This window comes from Mycolicibacterium helvum (genome assembly GCF_010731895.1).
Taxonomy (GTDB): domain Bacteria; phylum Actinomycetota; class Actinomycetes; order Mycobacteriales; family Mycobacteriaceae; genus Mycobacterium; species Mycobacterium helvum.
This window is the reverse complement of sequence record NZ_AP022596.1, coordinates 5,504,934-5,524,462: the sequence shown is the minus strand read 5'-3', so window position 1 is coordinate 5,524,462 and position 19,529 is coordinate 5,504,934. Positions and strand designations below refer to the sequence as shown.

Annotated in this window: 19 protein-coding genes; 9 read left to right on the top strand and 10 right to left on the bottom strand. The window is 67.9% G+C overall.

Going from position 1 to position 19,529, the window contains the following annotated elements:
- The first annotated feature begins 239 nt into the window (after positions 1-239).
- Positions 240-770, top strand: coding sequence for a hypothetical protein (locus G6N38_RS25960; RefSeq protein ID WP_163750998.1), 531 nt, complete (start codon positions 240-242; stop codon positions 768-770).
- Between the two features lie 87 nt (positions 771-857).
- Here G6N38_RS25960 and G6N38_RS25955 read toward each other — a convergent pair whose 3' ends face one another.
- From G6N38_RS25955 to G6N38_RS25945, 3 genes are read right to left on the bottom strand one after another with little or no spacing between them, the layout of a single operon-like run.
- Complete coding sequence (locus tag G6N38_RS25955; protein WP_163750997.1) at positions 858-1,775, bottom strand: alpha/beta fold hydrolase; 918 nt, start codon at positions 1,773-1,775, stop codon at positions 858-860.
- Between the two features lie 59 nt (positions 1,776-1,834).
- A complete protein-coding gene (locus tag G6N38_RS25950) occupies positions 1,835-3,304 on the bottom strand; it encodes an amidase (protein WP_163750996.1) in 1,470 nt (489 codons plus the stop codon).
- A gap of 54 nt (positions 3,305-3,358) precedes the next feature.
- Complete coding sequence (locus tag G6N38_RS25945) at positions 3,359-3,811, bottom strand: hypothetical protein (protein WP_163750995.1); 453 nt, start codon at positions 3,809-3,811, stop codon at positions 3,359-3,361.
- Between the two features lie 328 nt (positions 3,812-4,139).
- On the opposite strand from G6N38_RS25945, the gene G6N38_RS25940 reads away from it, so the two are divergent.
- The gene (locus G6N38_RS25940; protein WP_163750994.1) at positions 4,140-4,697 is read left to right on the top strand and encodes a hypothetical protein; all 558 of its coding nucleotides are present in this window, start codon (positions 4,140-4,142) and stop codon (positions 4,695-4,697) included.
- A gap of 212 nt (positions 4,698-4,909) precedes the next feature.
- Here the strand turns inward: G6N38_RS25940 and G6N38_RS25935 are convergent, their stop codons facing one another.
- Entirely contained in the window at positions 4,910-5,782 is an 873-nt protein-coding gene (locus tag G6N38_RS25935; RefSeq protein ID WP_163750993.1) for an AraC family transcriptional regulator, read from the bottom strand.
- Between the two features lie 24 nt (positions 5,783-5,806).
- Between G6N38_RS25935 and G6N38_RS25930 the strand changes: the two genes are divergently transcribed.
- From G6N38_RS25930 to G6N38_RS25915, 4 genes are all read left to right on the top strand, one after another.
- The gene (locus G6N38_RS25930; RefSeq protein ID WP_163750992.1) at positions 5,807-7,069 is read left to right on the top strand and encodes an amidohydrolase family protein; all 1,263 of its coding nucleotides are present in this window, start codon (positions 5,807-5,809) and stop codon (positions 7,067-7,069) included.
- Between the two features lie 186 nt (positions 7,070-7,255).
- On the top strand, positions 7,256-7,750 hold the full coding sequence (locus G6N38_RS25925) for a lipoprotein LpqH (protein ID WP_246227444.1): 495 nt from the start codon (positions 7,256-7,258) through the stop codon (positions 7,748-7,750).
- A 100-nt stretch (positions 7,751-7,850) separates the two neighbouring features.
- The gene (locus tag G6N38_RS25920; RefSeq protein WP_163750991.1) at positions 7,851-9,539 is read left to right on the top strand and encodes a hypothetical protein; all 1,689 of its coding nucleotides are present in this window, start codon (positions 7,851-7,853) and stop codon (positions 9,537-9,539) included.
- Positions 9,536-10,876: a CHAT domain-containing protein gene (locus G6N38_RS25915; protein ID WP_163750990.1), complete on the top strand. Its 1,341-nt coding sequence runs from the start codon at positions 9,536-9,538 to the stop codon at positions 10,874-10,876. The genes G6N38_RS25920 and G6N38_RS25915 overlap by 4 nt, the downstream gene beginning before the upstream one ends.
- Positions 10,877-10,881: 5 nt before the next feature.
- On the opposite strand, the gene G6N38_RS31120 is transcribed toward G6N38_RS25915, so the two are convergent.
- Positions 10,882-11,313 carry a hypothetical protein gene (locus tag G6N38_RS31120; protein ID WP_407663019.1) on the bottom strand — a complete coding sequence of 144 codons (432 nt, stop codon included), beginning with the start codon at positions 11,311-11,313 and terminating at the stop codon, positions 10,882-10,884.
- A 294-nt stretch (positions 11,314-11,607) separates the two neighbouring features.
- On the opposite strand from G6N38_RS31120, the gene G6N38_RS25905 reads away from it, so the two are divergent.
- A complete protein-coding gene (locus G6N38_RS25905) occupies positions 11,608-12,927 on the top strand; it encodes a hypothetical protein (RefSeq protein ID WP_163750989.1) in 1,320 nt (439 codons plus the stop codon).
- A complete protein-coding gene (locus tag G6N38_RS25900) occupies positions 12,924-14,054 on the top strand; it encodes a hypothetical protein (protein ID WP_163750988.1) in 1,131 nt (376 codons plus the stop codon). The genes G6N38_RS25905 and G6N38_RS25900 overlap by 4 nt, the downstream gene beginning before the upstream one ends.
- A 6-nt stretch (positions 14,055-14,060) precedes the next feature.
- Here G6N38_RS25900 and speB read toward each other — a convergent pair whose 3' ends face one another.
- Positions 14,061-15,059, bottom strand: coding sequence for an agmatinase (speB, locus tag G6N38_RS25895; protein ID WP_163752411.1), 999 nt, complete (start codon positions 15,057-15,059; stop codon positions 14,061-14,063).
- A 141-nt stretch (positions 15,060-15,200) separates the two neighbouring features.
- Between speB and G6N38_RS25890 the strand changes: the two genes are divergently transcribed.
- Positions 15,201-15,599: a nuclear transport factor 2 family protein gene (locus tag G6N38_RS25890; protein ID WP_163750987.1), complete on the top strand. Its 399-nt coding sequence runs from the start codon at positions 15,201-15,203 to the stop codon at positions 15,597-15,599.
- 4 nt (positions 15,600-15,603) lie between these two features.
- Here G6N38_RS25890 and G6N38_RS25885 read toward each other — a convergent pair whose 3' ends face one another.
- The 4 genes from G6N38_RS25885 to G6N38_RS25870 form a co-directional block, all read right to left on the bottom strand.
- Positions 15,604-16,728, bottom strand: a complete 1,125-nt coding sequence (locus G6N38_RS25885) for a GGDEF domain-containing protein (RefSeq protein ID WP_163750986.1) — start codon at positions 16,726-16,728, stop codon at positions 15,604-15,606.
- 150 nt (positions 16,729-16,878) lie between these two features.
- On the bottom strand, positions 16,879-17,478 hold the full coding sequence (locus G6N38_RS25880; protein WP_163750985.1) for a class I SAM-dependent DNA methyltransferase: 600 nt from the start codon (positions 17,476-17,478) through the stop codon (positions 16,879-16,881).
- 20 nt (positions 17,479-17,498) lie between these two features.
- On the bottom strand, positions 17,499-18,245 hold the full coding sequence (gene yaaA, locus G6N38_RS25875) for a peroxide stress protein YaaA (protein ID WP_163750984.1): 747 nt from the start codon (positions 18,243-18,245) through the stop codon (positions 17,499-17,501).
- 115 nt (positions 18,246-18,360) lie between these two features.
- Positions 18,361-19,497: an alkaline phosphatase family protein gene (locus G6N38_RS25870; protein WP_163750983.1), complete on the bottom strand. Its 1,137-nt coding sequence runs from the start codon at positions 19,495-19,497 to the stop codon at positions 18,361-18,363.
- Positions 19,498-19,529 lie beyond the last annotated feature (32 nt).

Sequence of the window (19,529 nt, the reverse complement as noted above, 5' to 3'; positions counted from 1 at the left end):
TCGCTAGCCGGCGCAGTGACCGCAAATGCGGCCTCTACCACCAACCCAACACCATCTGGTCCGGGTAAATCGCCCATCATCACCGCATTGGACTGCCAGGGCGGCACGGGCAATATGGGTTGTGGCTCAGGCTTTTTCTGGCGCGACGGATGGCACGGCTGGGGCTGCTACCCCTGCTGATCAAGCACACCGACGAAATGACCTGCCAATGGAAAACTCCCCGAACGGAAGCCTTCGTAATGAATTCTCGTCATCTCGGCGGCGTGACCGCCGCCGCATTGCTGTCGGCCGGAATGACTCTCGGCACCGGCCTGGCCGCTGCCGATCCCGGTGACTACACCGTATTGCTGATCGATCCCAACGTGGTGACCGATTCAATGGCGTACACCGCGGCCCCGCCGGTCCTCAACCCTGGTGGCACGCCCGGCGCTACGACGGTCTACACCCACCGCGACGGACGCACGATCACCGACACCGTCTGGGTGCTGGCCGATCCCGGCGCCGCAGCCGGCGCGATCAGCTCGGCGCAGGCAGCCACTCCGGTCGCGAATTCGAAGACCGTGTCCGTTCCGGTGGGACAGAACGGACAGCTCATCTCCGGAAAAACCCCGGATGGCACGAAATCGCTGAGTGTCCTGTATTTCACCCAGGGCAATGCGGCCTCGGCACTGGAATTCACCGGTCCGGTCGGCGACCCGGTGCCGCTTGACTTGGTCACCGACTTCGGCAAGCAGCAGGACGCGCTGATCAAGAGTCAGCTGGGCGCGTAGACCCGCCGTCCCGCGCCGCGCTGGTCCATCTGCGCGGCGCGGGGCTCGCTGGTCAGATCGATTGCAGGCGACGTGAATTCGCCGCAACTAGGTCGCAGACTCGTCACGATCCCAGAGTTCGAGCATGGCGCTCAAGATATCCTCGGCACGGCCAAGACCCGCGAGGTGACTCTCGCCGGGAAGCTCGTGAAGCTCGGCGTCGGGCAGCCTGGCGACCACATGCTGGCCGTGCGCGAACGGCACGATGTGGTCGCGGTCGCCATGCCACCAGCGGACCGGCACCTTGACCTCATCGAGCCGAAACCCCCAGTCCCGGGCGAAGACCACGACGTCGGCGAACGGCGCCGCCAGCTGCTTGCGACTGCCGTTGAGCAGGTCGTCGAGAAACATGGCTTTGAATTCGGGGCGGACCAGCATCTTGCGATCGCCTTCGGGGGAGATGCCGGCGTAGATGTAGAGGGCAGGCTCGGCCACCGGTTTGATCAACCGGATCAGACTGACGGCCGCCAGCCGTAGCGGCGCCCCAGCGAGCTCGATGAGCGGGGCAGCGGCCGTGCCGACCTTCATCAACCCGCCGCCGATGGCGTCCGGACCGACCGTCGGGGCCACCCCGCCGAGCACCGCGGCGGCCACCACCCGGTCGGGCATCGCGGTCGCGCAGCCCAGGGTGTAAGGACCGCCGCCGGACAGCCCGACGACGGCCATCTTGTCGACACCGAGGGTGTCGGCAATGATCGCCAGGTCGCCTGCGAAGGCCAGCACGTTGTCGTACTGGAACGGGGTCGAGGCCCCGATGCCCGGCCGGTCGATCCCGATCAGCCGGATGTTGTTCTGTTCGGCAAAGACCCTGGCTTCCATTGGAATCTGCCGTCTGGCCCCCGGGGTGCCGTGCAGCCAGAAAATGGCCCGGCCCACAGCGCTGCCGAATTCGGCGAAACCGATCTGGCGGTCCTCACCGACAGCGACATTGCCTTCCAGCTTCGGACGCGCGATAGAGACAACCATGGGCACAGTGTGTCACGGCCGACGATCGCCACTGTGCGGTTCATCCAAAGGCACAACGCTCAGGACGGGGGCGTACCGAGCCATTCCCGCGGTCGTCGCTGGGCCCACGGAATGGCCTGCTCGAGCTGGCTGGCCAGCTGCAACAGGACCGTCTCGTCGGGTGCCATCAGCTGCACCCCGATGGGCAGGCCGTCCTCGGTGATCGCCAGGGGCAGCGAGATGGCCGCCCAGCCTGTCACGTTGCCCATCGTCGTCCAGCCGGTGTGGGCGAACTCGACGTCGAAGAACGCCCGGGTGGTTCCCCGGGGCTGATCCAGGACGCCATAGTGCGGTGGCGGCGCCAGCAGCGTCGGAACCAGCAGCACGTCGTGGGCGCCCATTCCGGCGACGAACTGGCGGGTCTGGGCATGGATGGTGTCGATGGCGTCGGCATAGTCCACACCCGTCGTCGTGAAGCCCTCGCGCATCATCACCCAGCTACTGGGCTCGAATTCGTCCTCGTACGGGTCGCGGCCGAGATGAGACTTCGCGACGTTGTACAGCTGCACGTTGCTGACGTTGTGGAGCACCGCGATTGCGTTGGCGACGGCGTCGGTGTCGAAACCCGGCGCTCCCGGCTCCACCTGGTGACCGATCGATTCCAGTGCGCGCCCGGCATTTTCGACGGCGGCTGCCACACGCGGATCTGTCGGCGGCGCGGGAAAGGGGGAGTGGGTCGCGATCAGGATCCGCTGTGGTGGCGGCGGCTGGCCGGCGGCAGTTACGAAGGGCTGGGCCGGTGGCGGCGCGTTGTACGGATCGCCCGGTGCGCTTCCGGCCACCGCGTCCAGCAGTGCGGCGCTGTCACGGACGGTGCGGGTCAGCGCGTGCTCGACGGCCAACCCCTCCAGGAGGTGGCCCGACGGCGCGAAGGAGGTGCGCGCGCGGCGGGGTTTGAGCCCAACCAGTCCACAGCAGGCCGCCGGCACCCGGATCGAACCGGTTCCGTCGCCACCCGAGGCGGCGGGCACGATACCGGCGGCCACCGCCGAGGCCGACCCGCCGCTGGAACCGCCCGGGGTGATATCCGGCGACCAGGGGTTGGCGGTGCGGCCGAACAACGACGGCTCAGTGGTGCAGTGGTTGCCCCATTCTGGGGTGTTGGTCTTGCCGAACACCACCAGGTCGGCGGCCAAGTAGCGCTCGACGATCCACGCCGTCTGGGTCGCCACGTGGCTGCGCAGCGCCCGCGAACCCATTGCCTCGGGGGCCCCGGCCAGCGATGCGCCCAGATCCTTGAGCAGGAACGGAACGCCAGCCAACGGACCGGCCGCACCGGTACGCAGCGATCCGGATCGATCGAGGGCGGCGGCCTGCTCGCGCCCGCGTTCGAAGAGATCGGTGATGACGGCGTTGAGCCCGCGGGCAGCTTCGGTTCGGGTGATCGCCGCGTCGAGAAGCTCGAGGGCCGTCACTTCCCCGGACGCGGCCAGCGCGGCCTGCCCGATCGTGTCGAGATCAGCGAGTTCAGCGGCGTATGTGGCATCCATTGCCACCGAATCCTCGCCGCCGAGAGCCCCGGCGGCAAGCGGGGGGTGAGATCGTCAGTCGCCGCCGGGGGTGGCCAGCTCGCTCGATTGGTTCTGTTGCGCGGCTGCCTGCTGAGCAGCAGCGGCATCCTTGGCGGCCTGCTCGTCCTCGGCCGCCTTCTCGGCCTGGCCTTCGGGGCTGGCCAGCGAGTTGCCCGCCTTGCCCGCCTTCGCGAGCTTGGCGTTGCAGTTCAGGTACAGCAGCACGGTGTCGGTGACCGGGGAGAAGTTGTCGCCCTTGAGCCACGGCGCCTTCTGCGAGTGCGTCACTACGCAGTCACTCTGGCTGAGACCATCGCCGAATGAGGAGGCGATGACGGACTTCTGCCCGGCACTGCTTATCGCCGAAGAGGCGTCCGCGTACGACTTTCCGGCGTAGTCGTCGGCCAGTGCGGCACCGGAACCGAACGTAATCGACATCGCACCAAGGGCCAGTGCGCCCAATCCGATTCGGATGAACTTCGTCATAGAAACGTCCTCCAGCGGAGACACCAACAAGGCGCGTCACAGTCGCCGGGACGCGAAAGCTGAGAATAGGACGGCTTTCTGGCAACAAGCTGGGGGATAGCTGGTTGCAGCCTGGTAGCCGCGGATGGCCGCGCTGCCTTCTCTTTGCCTGCCGGAGGACCGCCCGTCACTTCGCAGATGTCGTCCGGTCGGTACGCACGCGTTGACTGGGCGCATGTCTGAATCCACAACCGATTCCGAAACTGCCTCCACCGCTTCGCCCGTCGACCAAGAGAGGCTGCCGGGCGAGGCGACCGCTGACGACGAGCGGAACGAGCAAGAAGAACAAATGAAACTTGTCATCCGCCAGGTCCTCGAGCGTCAGATCGCGGTCGGCCAAGCACTGAGTAGCCAATTGATGGATGCTGCAACGGATGTGACCACCGCGATCGCCCATGCTCCTGCAACGTTTGCGGGTGCCATCCAGGACGGCGAGACCATCGCGTCTGCCTGGGAGCACACCGGCGCCGGTGTGCAGGACGCGCTCGGCGAGGCCGCCGGCCGGCTGCGCACGGCTGTCACCACCTACGTCGGCCATCAGGCCACGTTGCCGGTCGCAGTCCTCGGATACGCCGGCGAGATCGCTGGTTCGCTGGTCTCCGCCCAGGGCACTGTGGCGGGTTCGGCCCTCGATGGCGTCTTCGCGGTGGCGACCGCCGCGGCGCAGGGCGACGACGTGCGCCAGGTGTTCGACCGCAATATCGAAGAACTGCGGGCCACGGCGGTCGCAGCTCGCGGCGACGTGAGCGAGTCAGCCAAGCGGGCCGGCCAGGAGGTTCGCGGCGCGATCGGCGGCGAACCCGGAACGCTGGTCGCCGCGATCACCGGTACCGATGAGGATTCTTGACAGACAACGAACTTCAGGTGACGAGCGGCACATCGGGCCGCGTGGCGCGGCGTCAGGTATCAGGCGGCTGGCACAGTGGTGTGGTGACACAAACACGGCGATCACGATCGGGGCCCTGGCGGCATCCGCTGGCGCTGGGGTTCGAGGCGCACCGCGGATTGTTGTTGTTGCGCCTACGCTGGCACGAGCGCACCCATCGGCGCGCAGTCATCTCATACACCAGTGCTGGTGACACGCCTACGGTATGACGACGGGGTTTCCCCACAGAACTGGCTGAAGGCCCGGGTGAACGAACCCACACTGTCAAAGCCGACAGCGGTCGCGGTCTGCTGGACACTCTGAACAGGTGCGGCCAGCAGGGCCATCGCCCGCAGCATCCTGGCATGTAAAAGATAAGTGCGCCAGGACATCTCAGCGTCTTTCTGGAACTGACGGCGCAATGTGCGCTCGGAGACCGCGACCGCCTGACACACCTCCTGCAGGCTTACTGACTGCAAGTGGTCCTTGGTATAGGCCATCGCAGCCGCGACCACCGGGTCATCTGAGCTCGGAAGACTCAACGGCGCTTCATGATCCAGCGCCTCGGCCACGAGATTGGCCAGCGTGCGGAAGAACGAGTCGGACGCTGTGTCCTCTTCGGCGGCCCCCGACTCCCGATAGATCGGCCAGCGCAGCGCGTACAGCATCATCTCCCGGATCAGCGGAGACACCGCCAGGATCCGGGCCCGGTCGCCGGCGGCGGGGACGAGCTCCGGGTCGAACATCACCGCCAGCGTCTTGACCGACGGATTCATGGTCGCCTGGTGCTCCAGACCCGCGGGAATCCAGGCCGCCTGCTGGGGCGGCAGCAGGTAGTGCGCCGACGCCGTCTCGACGTCGACGACTCCGCCGATCGCGTATTCGATCTGGTGGACGTCGTGGAAATGCCACCCGGTGACCAGCAGTTCGCCTTCATAGAGGTAGCTGCCGGCCAGCACCCGCCCGCCACGGCGAAGCTCCACCTGGCCGATGTTGGCCGGTCGAGCGTCCGGCCGATTCTTGGCCGTTTGGGCCAAGTCTCTGGCCGAATGTGCGGAGACGGTCACGAAGATCGAGGGTACAACTAAGCCATGAACGTCGACGACCTGATCCTGGTGAGCATCGATGACCACGTGGTCGAGCCCCCGGACATGTTCCTCAACCACGTCCCGGCCAAGTTCAAGCCCGAGGCCCCGATCGTCGTCACCGACGCTCAGGGCGTCGACCAGTGGATGTACCAGGGCCGTCCGCAGGGCGTCAGCGGTCTCAACGCCGTGGTGTCCTGGCCGCCCGAGGAGTGGGGCCGTGACCCGGCCGGCTTCGCCGAGATGCGTCCCGGCGTCTACGACGTGCACGAGCGGGTCCGCGATATGAACCGTAACGGCATCCTGGCCTCGATGTGCTTCCCGACGTTCACCGGCTTCTCCGCACGCCACCTCAACATGACCCGCGAAGACGTCACGTTGGTGATGGTGTCGGCCTACAACGACTGGCACATCGACGAATGGGCCGGTTCGTACCCGGACCGCTTCATCCCGATCGCGATCCTGCCCACGTGGACGCCCGAGGGGATGTGCGCCGAGATCCGCCGGGTTGCGGCCAAGGGCTGCCGGGCGGTCACCATGCCTGAGCTTCCGCACCTGGAGGGTCTGCCGAGTTACCACGACGAGGACTACTGGGGTCCGGTGTTCCGGACGCTGTCCGAGGAGAACGCGGTGATGTGCCTGCACATCGGCACCGGGTTCGGCGCGATCAGCACGGCCCCCAATGCGCCGATCGACAACATGATCATCCTGGCCACCCAGATCTCGGCGATGTGCGCTCAGGACCTGTTGTGGGGCCCGGCGATGCGCAACTACCCGGACCTGAAGTTCGCCTTCTCCGAGGGCGGTATCGGCTGGATCCCGTTCTACTTGGATAGGAGCGACCGGCACTACACCAACCAGAAATGGCTGCGCCGCGACTTCGGCTCTCAACTGCCCAGCGACGTGTTCCGCGAGCATTCGCTGGCCTGCTACGTCACCGACAAGACGTCGCTGAAACTGCGTCACGAGATCGGCATCGACATCATCGCCTGGGAGTGCGACTATCCGCATTCGGACTGCTTCTGGCCCGACGCCCCCGAGAAAGTGCTGGCCGAACTGGACGCCGCGGGCGCCTCCGATTCCGATATCAACAAGATCACCTGGGAGAATTCCTGCCGGTTCTTTAGCTGGGATCCGTTCGCCCGCACCGCCAAGCAGGACACGACGGTTGCCGCGCTCCGGGCAAGGGCCAATGACGTCGACGTGTCCATCCGCTCCCGCAAGGAGTGGGCGCAGCGCTACGCCGCACAGCAACTCGCCAAGACCTGACACCACGCCCGGGGCGGCGAGATCGACGCCGGCGCGCGAAAGTTCGAGTGAGCCTCACACCACCGTCGGCATCGACGTGTACCCACCGTGACGCGCCACAAAGTTTGGGATCGGTAGCCACGGCCGGCGCCTGTACTTGGCTCGTGACGGTGCCACCAAGGCGCCGCGCGAACGAAGGGAACACAGGTGAAGCGAATTCTCGCGGTCGGTGTCGGCGTTATCGGCTGCAGCATGCTGCTGATGGCGTGCTCCGACAACAACAGCAGCAAGGGCACCAGCTCGGCGACGGGTTCGGCACCCACCAGCGCCGCGGTCGCCTCCGGCGGGAAGACATCGGTGAAGGTCGAGGGAAACGACCTGCAGGGCCTGGACCTGAACACCGTGACGTGCGTGAAGCAGGGCAGCACCATCAATATCGCCAGCGGGGCCGTGGGTGGTCAGCAGGGTCTCGGTGTGGTCATGACCGACGGTCAGCCGCCGAAGGTCCAGTCGCTGGGGATGGTCGTCGATGGCAACGCACTCGCGGTGAGCGACAACATGGGCATGAAGACCGGTTCTGCTGAGGTGAAGGTGGACGGCAATACCTACACGATCACCGGGGAGGCGGCCGGCGCCGACATGAAGAACCCCATGGCGGGCATGATCAGCAAGAAGTTCGAAATCTCCGTCACCTGCAAGTGAGGTGACGAGCATCCCGGGCCAGGGGCGGCGGACGTGCCGAGCACGTCCGCCGTCTCGGCGTTATCTCCAGAGTCTGCGCCGGCCGACTTATGATCCAGCCGTGTCCATTACCGGTGAGCTACAGCGGGCTCGCCAGCTCGCGCTCGCAGCCAAGGAGGAGGCGGCCAAGGAGCTCCTGCTGTCGCTCATGCCGGAGATCGAACGCGAGGACCGCGACGATTTGGCACTCGAGGCTTTCGCCCAGCTCGGCGAAATCTATCTCACCAGAACGGCATACGACGGTACCCGTGAGTGCCTGCGACGGATGACCGATTGCCTGGCGCAGTACGCCGATGCCCGCGACGCCGTCGAGGTCGACCACATGGTCGCCCGCTACACCCTGCGGGCCCGCTTCCTGCGCACCGGCCTTGCCGCGTCCGCCGGTGATCACGAAGAAGCCGCATCCGAACTGGCCGGGTTGCGTGAGGACGACGCCGCACACCGATTCACCGACTTAGAACCCGAACACCGTCACTTGTCGACCCTGGCGGGCGTCCTGTGCGCGACGGCGCTGTGCGATGACGACCTGCATGTACCGGCGGCGGAGCTGTGGCAGAACATCATTGCGATCATCGACGGGCTGCCCGACGGCACCGATGAAGCCGACCAGCTGCTGGTCGCGGCCGGCATCGCGTACGGCCGGTTCTGCGTCGAGACCGGTCGGCTGGCCGAAGGCGAACTGTGGCTGCACCGGGCGGGCGCCCGGGCTCAACGCCGGGGGTGGGGACTGTATTGGGCGCGAGCCGAACTCGAGACCGCCGCAGCCACCTGGATGCGGGGTGACCACGAGTCCACCGAACGACTGGTCGGGTCCGCCTATCCGGTGATCGCCGAGCACTCACGGGCCAACGACGTCGCTCGGTGCTGGTTGTACTTCGGGCTCACCCGGCTGGGCGTCGGCTGGCTGGCGGAGGCCGACGAATCCTGGGGGCACGCCGAAACGCAATGGCGCGAATTGGGCCGTCCGCTGTACATCCACCGCATCTTGATGCAGCGCAGCTGGATCTCGGTATTCCGCGGCCGGTTCGCAGAGGCGGTCGAACAGGTCGCCGAGGCCCGCGCGTTTCTGGACAGCTGGCCGCGATCGAGTTGGTTGCAATATGCCCGCCTTGACGACCACCTCGGCTCGATCTGGCGCGCCGACGCCCTGGCCGACCTGAACTTCGACGGTATCGGCGATCCGTCGGACAGCTGGCAGCAGATCCAGGAACGCCAAGTGGACTCCCTCGGCGTCACGCGATTCGACCCCGGAAGCGAGCGCCACCGCAGCGCGCGCAAGAAGCTAGAGAAGGCCGCCGAGCTCAAGATCCCCGCCGCCCTGGCCGTCGACTCCGTGCGATACGCCATGACCGATGCTGACGCGCGCTGGCGATGGGCCTCCCAGGTCTCGGCACGCATGCTCGCCGGCGCCTTCTCGGTGGCCTGGGAATGGGAGAACGACGCGCTACTGAGCGAACTCATCGAATACCATTGTGCGCGTGGCACGTTCGCGAGCGAGCCACGCGGCGAAGCCGGCGGGTGGGACGCCCCGGCGACGGTGACGGTTCCCGTCGAAACCGTGGACGAGGAGGCGCTGGCCGCCAGTGGCCTCTCGGTCGATGCGCTGACTCTGACGACATTGGGGCCACTACCTGCCCTGCAGATGGACCCCGACAGCGCACCTATCCTGGCGCGCTACCGAATTCTGGCGCAGAGCCGCTACGGCCAAGCCGTCACCTCCGGCGGCCCCGTGTGGTCGACGTGGCCATGAACACCGAACTCGTGTTGCGGTTCGCCGATCTCGGCGTCGCCACATACGCCAGTCTGCGTGTGGTCGGGCAGCCCGATCGCACGATCACCTGGGTGGTGCACGAGCCGATCCTGCTGGCCGCGCTCGAGGAGCTGCGGGGGGCGCTGCCCGACCCCGACGGCGACGAAAGCCTCACAGACGCTCTCGACCGGGCCCTGACCCGCGGACCATTCGCCACCGCGCAGGGTGAATTGACCCTCGCTTACATCCTGGGTGTGCTGCTGATTCCCGCACCTGCCTGGCAGCTGATCTCCGAACACGTCGCCGATCCGCGGCCGGTGCTGTTCATCTCCCCGAGTGCGCGGCTGGCGCGTATCCCGTGGGGCCTGCTGGCGGTCCCGCTGGCCGGCCCCAACCCCGAGGAGCTGCTTGCCGCCCGGAAATCGGCGATCACCTTCACCGGGACCAACGCCGCGCACATTCCATGGCAGCTCGTCGACATCGCCAGCGTCACCGAGGGTTTGCGTCTCATGGAGATGGTCGACGTGGTGATGGCGGTGCCTCCCAACATCGTCCACGCGTCGCGTATACCCGCGTGCTGGCGTGAAAGGAAAAGCGCCCCAGCACTTCTGGTGATGGACCCCCGCGTGCCGGGCCAGCGACCTGATTCACCGCTGGGGTCAGTCCTAGGGCGACCGTCGGGTGAGAGCACGCTGTCCCTGCATTTCGGCGAGCTCCTCACACGCCGCACGGTGCTGCCCGCGGTCGGCGCCGCAGTGGAGTTGTTCCGCCGCAGCGACGCCGACCGGAGCTGGCTCGCCGCAGTCCTGGAACGTGCCCCCAGCAGGTTGCTGTTCGTCGGCCATGCCAGCGCCGCCGACCGTACGCACGGCTACGCCGACCGCGCAGCTCTGCATCTGGCCTGCACGTCCGCCGCGGAGGGTGCCGCCGAACCCGTCGGCGATCACCGCCCGCTGTTGGCCGCGGACTTGATGGCCGTACAGCTGCCATTGCCGCCCCGGGTGGCGCTACTCGCGTGCGGCTCAGGCGGCGACTATCAGTTCGACGAGGCGACCGGCCTGGTCGCTGCAATGGTGCTCTGCGGCAGCGAACTGGTGACCGCAACGCTGTGGTCACTGCCCACAACCGCCGGATACCGGCGGTTCACCGCCCGCACTGAGGATCCGATGGCCCAGGTCGTCATTGCCGTCGACGACGCGCATGAGGCCGATGACGCGGTGCTGAGCCTGAACCGCTGGCAGCGGGAGCAGATGCGCCGGTGGCGCGCCGGCAACGTGGGCGCCAGCCCGTTGTACTGGGCCGCGGTGGTCACCTTCGCGGTCGGGGGTGCGAGGTGAACTTGTCACGCCGGGGGCAGGCAGACGGCGATCGCGGACTCGTCCTCCGGCAGGTAGTAGGCGTCGATGATGCTGCCGGGGGAGACTTTGGCCAGCGCGGCTTCGGGCACGAGCGTGGTTTCGCGGGCCGGGAACTGGCCGCCGCCCGGGCGGGTGACCATGAGGTCCAGTTCGACCTCGCGGCAGTCGGCGCGCTCACGGCCGGTGGGTCGCATCCCGGTCACGACACCGCACGAGCGGGTGCCGAACCGGATCACGTCCAGCTGATCGCCGGTGAGTACGCCCTGGCGCAGCAGCGTGTTGTCGACCGCGGCCCGCACTGCGATGGCGTCGTCGGCCAGCGAGAGCTCCTTGCGGCTGGCCGGGTCGAAGGACACCAGCACGATCACCCCGGGACGCAAGGCCGACACCACCGGATCGCCATGGCCGTGGCACAGCCGTCCGGTGAAACGATGGCCGGCAACGCTTTCCACCTCAATGACGATGACAGGGTCATCGGCCTCGGCCACCATCTGGACCGTCCCGACGCCGACCGCCCGCACGCAGCGCGTTCGGCGGGAGCGGGGCGCCCTCGGTGGCTGGCCGGCCAGGCCGGCCGCGACGATGATCGACGCGAGTGCGATGGCGGAGACGACGGCGATGGCGCCCAGCAGTGCATCAGACATGGGGAGCAGCGTGGCTGCGGGCACCGGCTACCGAACCCAACTTCGCGCTGCCTCTATCCTGTCCGGATGAGCGCCGGCTCGACCACGGTCACCGCCGTCAGCACGTCGCAGCCGCGGCGCGCGGTGATCGACCGTGCGTGGCGGGCGATCGGACCCGGTGTGGAGATCCTCAGCGGCGACGATGGCGGGCCGCTACGCCGAACGGTGAAGCGGATCCTCGACCCCCTCGTCTTGCGGCTGCGCAGCAACCCCGCGTTTTCCGCCGCGTTCGTTGACGCCGACGTGGCCACCCAGATGGCTGACCTGATCGCAGATCACGCCGAGCGATTGCGCTCGGCCGCGGCATGGTTCGAGTTGATGAAGGCCGAACGTCGCCGGCTGCGCGTCACCGCCGGTAACGCCCAGGACCTCTATTTCCCAGTCTGTTTCGAGCTCGCGGTGACCAACGGTGCACCCGGTGACGATGGTGTGCAGAGGGCATCGGGGGCGCTACGCGCCGTGCACGATGACCGTGACCGCACCGGCGTCGAGGTGCTCAACGAGCTCGTCACGTCGCCGCAGGTGCTTTCCCGGCTCTCGGCCCAATTGCAGCGGAGTTGGGCCGATGTGCGTGCCGACGGCAGCATCAGCGGACCGTTCCTGGCCGGTCTGACCACCGTTCTGGGTCCGGCCGAGGGACATCGCGCCACCGTTGCGCGTCAACGGGTGTGGTCGGCGCTGATCGCCGACGCGACCCCGCACAATCTGGGCGCCCAGGCGCGCACCCAACCATCGGCACTGCCATGGTCGATCCTGGAGCTCGGCCTGACGTCGGCATTGCCGCTGCGCCCGCCACCGTTGTCCGGGGGATCGGATCGCGACCGGCCGCTGGACCGCAGCGTGGTGGACCGCGTCCGGGCGACGCTGCGGCGCGCACTGGATCGTGACGAGCTTCCCGATGTGCCACTACTGTGCGCCGAAGAAGTCGACCGTGCCTGCGCCCCTTGGGGTTTCCTCGGCGAGGACAAGCAGGCCGCGCTAGTGGCCGGGATCGAGGTGGCCGGCCAGCTGACTCCGCTCGATGAGCGAGCCAGCAGCCGGTATCAGCTGGCCGCGACGATTCAGGCCAGGTTGCGCAAAGAGGCCTATGTCCTGCATGCGCGCCGCGCCATGGCCGATGTCGCGCCGCTTCATCCGCGTCAGCGCCAAGTCGTCGACGATCTGGCCAGTTTTGCCCGGCCGTACCTGGGTCGGCTGTGGGCGCGGCTGCACGGGCGCGATGTGTGGCAGGAACCCTGCGAGGACGTCGACGATCTGCGCGCGTTGCTCGAGGGGGTCGCCCGTTCAGTGAGCCTCGATCACCGGCAGCGGATCAAGTCCATGCTGGAAGTCCAGGTGAAGCAATGAGATTGGTCGCCGAATCCGGACTGTGGCGCACCGGCCCCGCCGTTGCCGCCGTGCCGTTGGTGGCGGTCGTGGAGGTCGACGGCGCGGTGCTGGCATGGACCGTGGACGAGGCCGAGAAGCAGGCCCAGATCACGCTGACCGATGCCGACCGAGCCGACTGGTTGTGGCGCGTACTCGGCGAGGACGGACACCGAGCCGTAGCCGCTGCGGCGGCGCAGCCACCGGACGTCGATAGGGGAGTGGATCTTCCGAGTGTCGAAGTGCGCTCAGGAACACTGGACGGGCTGCGCCGGCTGGCCATCGGGCACTGGCTGCGTCGGTGGTGGCCGGTCAGCGTTCAAGACGGCATCATCGGCCTGGACCCGGCCCTGCTCGACGCCGAAATCGCGCTGCTCACCGCGCAAGCCGAGGACTTCATGGGGGAGGACAGCCTCGACGCCGATATCGGCGCGTTGCTGGCCCCGCACGCCGCTGCGCTGACCCTGCATTTGATTGTCGGTGAGCCGCGGGTGGTGGAGTTGGTGGTCCGGTGTGTGGAGCTGGCCCAGGACGTCGGCGTCGACGCCCCGGGCTGGGCCGACCTGGCCGACACGGTCGAGCAGATGACAGCGTCGCCGGCGCTGGTATCCGCGCACCACGACGACTACGCGCTGGCGGCCGGCACCGATACCGGACCTACGCCGGCCGGGTTGATCGCCAGGGGTGTCACGTCGATGGCCTGGTCTGCGGTGCCCGGCGGCGTGTTCGACGCCGCCGAGGACACCGTCGGCTGGGCGGTGACGGCCGACGGTGATCGGGTCAACGCCGTGTTGCAGGTCGCGGTGGTGGGTCCCGGGTCGCCCGCCGGTATCCCGATCAGACTGCGCTGCAATGCTTTTACCGCTGCTGGCGCGCTCGATGAATCGGGGCGGGCGAGCCTCGAACTTATCGATGCGGCGGGCCGGCCGGCTACCGTCACCCAGGCGTGGGACCAGAACTGGTCGGCTACCGTTGTCACTGTCGGGGCCGAGACGGCCGAACCCGCCCAATCCCGTGCGCGGGTCCGGAGATTCGCCCGCAACCGGCTGGCCGAGCCGGGACCCGACGCCTATCTGGCCGAGATCCTGGCCGCCGAGTCCGACTACTGAGTTCCTTTAGGTGGCCAACGGGGACGGCGGGCCCGGCTTGACCTTCGCCGCATCGCGGCGACGGGCGGCCATCCCGGCGAGTGCCTCGAACACCACCCGGTGTGCGGCGTTGACCGTGAGCTCGGCGTGGTCGTAAGCCGGCGCGACCTCCACCACGTCGACGCCGGCCACATCGTGCTCGTAGCACAGCTGCCGGACCATGCGTAGCAGGTCGGCGCTGGTGATTCCGCCCGGCTCGGGGGTGCCGGTGCCGGGTGCGTGGGCCGGGTCGAGGACGTCGATATCGACTGAGACATAAAGCTTGTCGGCCTTGGCGAGGGCTTCGCTCACGGCCTTGGCCATCACGGATTTGAAGCCGTGATCCCAGATCTCCTGCATGGTGTGCCAGACCATGCCTTGTTCTTGCATCCACTCGAAGGTGTCCTGCGGCGGCCAGTAGCCGCGCAGCCCGACCTGGACGAAGTGCGTTCCCGGCACGGCGCCGGACTCGATCAACCGGCGCATCGGGGTGCCATGGCTGGCCAGGTTGCCGTCGATGATGTCGGCGGTGTCGGCGTGCGCGTCGAAATGCACGATCCCGACATTGCCGTAGCCGTGCACATCGGCGACAGCGGTGGCCGACGGCCAGGTGATCGAGTGGTCGCCGCCGAGGACGACCGGGACGATGCCGCGCGAGGCGATGGTGTGCACCCGCTCGCGGATGTTCGCATGCGACACCTCGGTGGAGCCGTGCGGGCAGTGTGCGTCGCCGAAGTCGACGACCTCCAGCCAGTCGAAGATCTCCAGCCCGAGATCCATGTGATAGGTGCCGGGTTCGTAGGCGGTGGACCGGATCGCCCGCGGGCCGAACCTTGCGCCGGGCCGATTGGTGGTGGCGATGTCGAATGGTGCCCCGACGATCGCCACATCCGGCTTCCAGCTATCCAGCTGCTCGGGCTCGGTCAGGAAGGGGCGCTGCCCGAACGAGACCATTCCCGAATACGGCAGATCCAGCTGCTCGGCCATACCGGGTGGAAGTTCACGCTCGGGTTTGTGGTCGTGGCCGGGGCTCATTGGGCAGACATTACCGCTGCCGTCGGGCCGGCGCGGGCCAGCTTCGCGTGCTTGCCGCTAGCCTCGACGGCAGGGTGCAGGACAGGAGCGGACATGACCGAGGTTGGCGACCGAGCGGAGATCGCGCGCGCCTTCGCCCAGCACCGATTCGGCGAGGCCCTCCCGCACCTGGCCCGTGACGTTGCGTGGACGATTGTCGGCTTCTCGGTGCTCGAGGGCGCCGACGCGGTCGCCGCCACCTGCCGGGAGACCGCGGGCGGCCTGGCCGGAACCGTTGCGACCTGGGACCGGTGCCTGACCGTCGAGCAGGACGACACCGTCGTCGTAGAGGTACTCGGCCGGTACCAGCGCCCGGACGGCCTCACCATCGTCTCCAGTTGCCACATCTGCCAATTCGCCGGCCGCGAGATAACGTCCATCACGTCCTACGGGGTGGAAATCGATCCCGAATCGCCTGCCGCGCCTACCGATCTCCACGGGGCTACGCGCTGAGGATTCACAACAGTGGGGTGTCGTACCCCTCGGTCCCGTCCTCAGAGATGCTCAGGTTCGGCCGCACCACATAGCGGGCCTGGTTACCGCCGGCCCTGCGCGCCTCGTACATCGCGGTGGTGGCCAGCGCGACGATCTCGTCGAGGATCTCGTGGGGCGGGTGCTCGACCAACGGACGCAGCGGGGTGCTGACCACCCCGATGCTCGCTGTCATCCCGGCCGGTGTTGCCGCGATCGCACCGCGGATGCGCTCGATCAACGGTGACGAGTCGGGAGTGGTGAAACAGTCGGCGACGAAGAACTCGGCCTCGCCCACGTGGCCCACGATGGCATCCCGGCGCACTGTTTCACGCAACGCCTGCCCGGCGGCGACCCGCGCCCGGTTGCCACCCCGGCTACCTGCGACCGAGACCATGGCCGCAAAGCTGTCGATATTGACGACGCTGATCACCAGGTAGCGATCGTCGTCGCGATTGCGGGAGGCCAGCAGCGTCGCGGTCTGCAGATAGAACGCGTCCCGGTTGAGCAACCCGGTGAGCGGTTCGACGGCGTCGGCGCCGTCCTCGGTGCCACTCAACCACACCACTAGTCGGCAGGAGAATGCGGCGAATACGTAGAGCAGGAGCATCAACGCGACGCCGGCCAGGGCGAAGGGAAGGTCCGCATGGACCATCCGGAAACCAAGGTAGGCGAGCGTGGCGACCGCGACGGCCAGGACCGAGGCCAGCAGGCGCGGGCCGTGAAACAGGGCCGTGTAGCCAATGATCAACACGAACGACGACGAGCCGAGCAAGCCGTACATCGGGATCGCCGGACTGATGCTCCCGATCGGAATGGCCACCGCCGCGATCGCGACCAGCAACGCTGACTCCGTCCTGGTTGGCCAGCGGTGGCGCAGCCAGATGAACGTCGAGACGAAGCAGATGACGACCACCGCGATCAGCAGGTCTCGGCCAATCGCCCACTGAAAAGTGGCCGAGCTGCCAAGCGTCCCCAATGCGATCAGGCCAAGGGTGAAGACACACCCCGCGATCACCCGGGAGGTGAAGGTCTGCGCACCGCGGGCGGCCAGCAACGCTGTGAGGGTGTAGTACTGGTTCGCAGGACGGCCCGAGAACGCCGATCGCATCAAGCCATCCCTCCCTGATCGCACCGATAGAGCAGACTCGCCAGCAACGATGTCGCAGTCAACCTACCGGCGCCGGATACAGAGCCTAGCGAACGCTGTCTGCACTGGCCACCCCCCGTTTTACCCGCGTTTCCGTCGGCGGCAGTTTATTCAGCGTGGCGAACGACGCAACCGGTGCACCGACACGGCGTAGTCGCCGCCCTCGAACGGGGTGCGGTCCCACGCCGCCCAGCGCACCACCGGGACCAGGCCGGCCGCTTCGGCGGCCTGGTCATATCGCTGTAGTGACAGGCGGTCAGGGAGCACCGAGAACCCGGCGACCAACAGTCCACCCGGTGTCAGCCGTCCCGCCAGCGCGGCGAGCACCCGCGCCTCGGTGCCTGGTTCCAGAAAGATCATCACGTTGCCGGCCAGGACTACGAGGTTGACGCGGTCGACGTTCGCCGCTGCCAGGTCGGCCAGATCAGCCTCGATCCAGCGCAGCTGCGGCGCTTTGCGTCGCGCTGCGGCCAGCATCCCGGCGTCGGAGTCGACGCCGGCCACGGACACGCCGCGGTTGGCTAATTCGATGGCTACCCGGCCAGTGCCGCAGCCAGCATCGAGCACCGATGTGCCACCGGATTCACGCAACAAGCTTTCGATCAGATCGGCCTCGCCGTGAATGTTCTGGCCGGCGTCGGCCAGCGATTTCCACCGGGCGTCGTACTCGTCGCCGCGTGGTGCCGTCGACTTCTGCCAGCGGGTGCTCACGCCCATCATCCTGACACTGGTCACGCCGCGACGACGATGGTCAGCTCGTTGCCGCTTCGTTCGACCTGCATGCCGGCCCGGCGGGCCACGGTGGCGACGGCAGCTGCATCGCCGGGTTCGGACCGGCTCGACGCGAGCACCCGGGCGAGTCGTCCTTTGTGCGCCTTGTTGAAGTGCGTGACGACGGTGCGGCGGCCATCGGGATGCTCAGCCAGGACGTCGACGCGCACCGCATTCGGCAGCTTGCCCAACCCGGCGTAGGAACCCGAGCGCAGATCGATCACCAGCTCGGTGGCGGCCAATTCGGCCAAGACGGGCTCCAGGACGGGCCGCCACCGGGACGCCAGAGTCGCGCTCCCGGGGAGTTTGGACGAGGCCGACAGCCGGTAGGCCGGAATCCGGTCGTCGGCTCGAAGCAGCCCGAACAGGGCGGAGCCGACGGCGAGCCGAGCACGGGCGCGGGCCGCAGCAGCACCCCGCAGCGACGCCACGTCCAGGGCGTCGTAGAGAACCCCGGTATAGCGGTCGATCGCCGGCAGCGTCGGTGAGCTCAGCAGCGCGGCATTGCGTTCGATCTCGGCATCCTGGGCGGGGGAGATACCCAGCGCACGACGGCACACGTCGGGCTCGGCGGCCAGCGCGACGAGCTCGTCGACAAGTTCTCGGCGCAGCGGGTCAAGAGCGGAGCTGCCCAGTTCACCGAACCGCAGCGGGGGGCCGTCGCCGCCACTGCGTTTGGTCTCCGACGGCGGAAGCAGAACGATCACGACCCAGACCGTAGCTCGACATGGACATGTATCGGCACACGGCCCAGCTTCGCGAGTCCGACGCTCCCGGCCACCGCAACCCCGCCGCCGACCTGCTGACCGCGCAGGACACGGCTCAGCCGTAGGCCAGCAGGAGCGGCACCCGTTGCTCGGCGCTCGTCAGCGACCCGTGGTGGCCGATCAGCGCCGACTCCATCGGCTCGATCGTGCGTCGCACCAGCACGGCTTGACCTTTGGCGGCGGCCACCACGTCACCGATGCGCGGCCGTACCCGGTCGTCGACGGTGGCGCCGAACCAGCCGGCGGCGATCGCTTCATCGCGCGACGCCACCCAGGCATGGTCGGCCAGTGACTCCCGCCATACCGCCAGAACGTCAGCGGCCGCACCGTCGCGAACATAAACGTGGCGGGCGCGGGGCTCACCACCGATAGCGGCGGTACCGTCGAGAAGTGTTGTAGCGGAGTCAATGTCGACGATTCCGACAGTATCGACGGCCACCATGCCGTGGTCGGCCACGATCGCGAGCAGGCCGCCGGGCGGCAGGCCGTCGACGACAGACTCCACCAGCCGGTCCACGTGCCGTAACTGCAACCGCCAGGCCGCCGAGCCCGGGCCATAGAGATGGCCCATGAGATCGAGGTCGGCGTGGTAGCCGTAGCAGAAGCCACCATCGGCCACCGTCGCGCGGACCGCAGCAGCCAGGTCGCCGAGGCCATGCACGCCGACGTAGCGCCCACCGCGCAGCACCGCCCGGGTGAGTCCCGAGCCGGTGAACTCCGCACCCGAGACGACGCTGACAGCGATGCCCGCCGACGCGGCCCGCTCGAAGGTGGTGGGTAGCGGCTGCACCTGCTCGGGTACCGCCGACTCCCGCAGATCGTCGCCCCAGGGATGAGGGCGCCAGCGCAGCGCGTTGATGACCCCGGCGTCGGGCAGCCGAAACGAGTAGCCGACCATGCCGTGACCACCCGACGGGCGGCCGGTACCGACCGCGGCGAGCCCGGCCGCGGTGGTGGAGGGGAAACCCACGTGCAGGGTGCGGCCGCGCAAGCCGGCCAGAACCGGGGCGTCCTCGGCGTGAGCGTCGAGAAGTTCGGCACCCAGACCGTCGATCAGGAGGACGCAGGCCCCGGCCGCGGGCTCGGGCAAGCCGATGCGCGGCTCGAAGCCGGCAACCCCCATCGCGGCCAGGACCGACGGCACTACGTCGGCCAGGTGCGGAGTGTCAACGTCGGGGTGCGGCAGGTCCACACGTCGAGCCTGCCACAAGAACCAAAGTCGCC

Coding starts and splice junctions, on each gene's coding strand:
- G6N38_RS25915 (WP_163750990.1), top strand. CDS start 9,536: ATGAACACCGAACTCGTGTTGCGGTTCGCCGATCTCGGCGTCGCCACA.
- G6N38_RS25960 (WP_163750998.1), top strand. CDS start 240: ATGAATTCTCGTCATCTCGGCGGCGTGACCGCCGCCGCATTGCTGTCG.
- speB (WP_163752411.1), bottom strand. CDS start 15,059: ATGGCCGAGCAGCTGGATCTGCCGTATTCGGGAATGGTCTCGTTCGGG.
- G6N38_RS25900 (WP_163750988.1), top strand. CDS start 12,924: ATGAGATTGGTCGCCGAATCCGGACTGTGGCGCACCGGCCCCGCCGTT.
- G6N38_RS25930 (WP_163750992.1), top strand. CDS start 5,807: ATGAACGTCGACGACCTGATCCTGGTGAGCATCGATGACCACGTGGTC.
- G6N38_RS25940 (WP_163750994.1), top strand. CDS start 4,140: ATGAAACTTGTCATCCGCCAGGTCCTCGAGCGTCAGATCGCGGTCGGC.
- G6N38_RS25950 (WP_163750996.1), bottom strand. CDS start 3,304: ATGGATGCCACATACGCCGCTGAACTCGCTGATCTCGACACGATCGGG.
- G6N38_RS25885 (WP_163750986.1), bottom strand. CDS start 16,728: ATGCGATCGGCGTTCTCGGGCCGTCCTGCGAACCAGTACTACACCCTC.
- G6N38_RS25955 (WP_163750997.1), bottom strand. CDS start 1,775: ATGGTTGTCTCTATCGCGCGTCCGAAGCTGGAAGGCAATGTCGCTGTC.
- G6N38_RS25890 (WP_163750987.1), top strand. CDS start 15,201: ATGACCGAGGTTGGCGACCGAGCGGAGATCGCGCGCGCCTTCGCCCAG.
- G6N38_RS25905 (WP_163750989.1), top strand. CDS start 11,608: ATGAGCGCCGGCTCGACCACGGTCACCGCCGTCAGCACGTCGCAGCCG.
- G6N38_RS25945 (WP_163750995.1), bottom strand. CDS start 3,811: ATGACGAAGTTCATCCGAATCGGATTGGGCGCACTGGCCCTTGGTGCG.